The organism is Moraxella atlantae NBRC 14588, assembly GCF_001591265.1.
In the GTDB taxonomy this organism is placed as follows: domain Bacteria; phylum Pseudomonadota; class Gammaproteobacteria; order Pseudomonadales; family Moraxellaceae; genus Faucicola; species Faucicola atlantae.
In genome coordinates, this window is the sequence record NZ_BCUL01000067.1 from 1 (window position 1) to 1,250 (window position 1,250).

1 protein-coding gene is annotated in these 1,250 nt (G+C 41.8%); it reads left to right on the top strand.

The genetic code is table 11. The features are described from left to right. Window positions 1-84: 84 nt before the first annotated feature. Window positions 85-1,077: an IS5 family transposase gene (locus MA2_RS10715; RefSeq protein ID WP_067059660.1), complete on the top strand. Its 993-nt coding sequence runs from the start codon at window positions 85-87 to the stop codon at window positions 1,075-1,077. The last annotated feature ends 173 nt before the right edge of the window (window positions 1,078-1,250 follow it).

Here is a 1,250-nt window from a genome sequence, read left to right on the forward strand (position 1 = left end):
GAAACCTTTGCACGAAAAAATGCACAAAAGTTTGTAAAAGTGATATAATACAGTAAAATCAAACAGATAGCAAAAGACACCGACATGGCATGGAAACAAACAGGGCAACTCTCCCTAGCAGACAGTCTCATTAACGCTCACAAAGCCATCGAAGAACTCGATGACCTGCACAACCTTATTGACTGGCAACGCATTGAACATCAATTACGCCATGTTCATAATAGCGACAAAGGCGAAAGTGCCTTTCACCCTGTCATCATGTTTAAAATCTTACTACTACAAAAACTCTATAACCTATCCGACCCAGCCATGGAAAAACAACTGGCAAGAGACTTACTATTTCGTCGCTTTGTTGGGCTATCACTTACCGATAACGTACCCGACCACAGCACCATCTGGCGATACCACAAACACTTAGGTGAACTTGGACTCATTGAACCCTTATTCAACCAAATCAATAAGCAACTAGCCGAGCAAAACATCATCATCAAAGCAGGCAGTGTTAGCATCATTGATGCCAGTATCGTTGAAGCCAAAAACAAACGAGCTAAAAAAGGCAAACATACCGACAACACCCAAGATAACGAAGCTGCCTACGTCAGCAAAAAAGACAGCACAGGCAAAGTAAAAACCACCTACGGCTATAAAATCCATCTTAACTGTGATGAAGACAGCTTTGTCAAAAAAGTTCAAACCACCCCTGCTAATGTCCATGATTCACAATGTTTTACCACGCTTTTAACAGGTGATGAATCTGCCGTTTACGCCGACAGTGCGTATAAAAGCCAAGCCCATGACGACTATCTTGCCGAGCATGAGCCACCTATCAACAATCATATCCATGATAGGGCGTGGCGTAATACACCACTTACCGAACAACAAAAACGTACCAATACCCAAAAGAGCCAAACCAGAAATACGGTAGAACGGGTATTCGGTCATTTTAAATTGCATTATGGGATGAGCAAGGCTCGTCATCTTGGCTTAATGCAATTTCATACCAGTACCTTGCTTGCTAGCATTGTGCATAATTTAAAAACCGCCCTAGGTTTGAAGCGAAAATACGGACTGCCTTAGGGTTATTGTGTCTGTTGGTTGGTAAAACTAGCCAATAGACGTTAATTGACTGCAATTTAGGAGACTTTTATGCCAATTCGGTGACTTTCTTCACTTCTTTAACACCAATTCCAGTTTTTAGTTGAGTTTGAAATTGGTGTCGAGAGATGGTTGCTGGTTTATGCAAAGGTCTC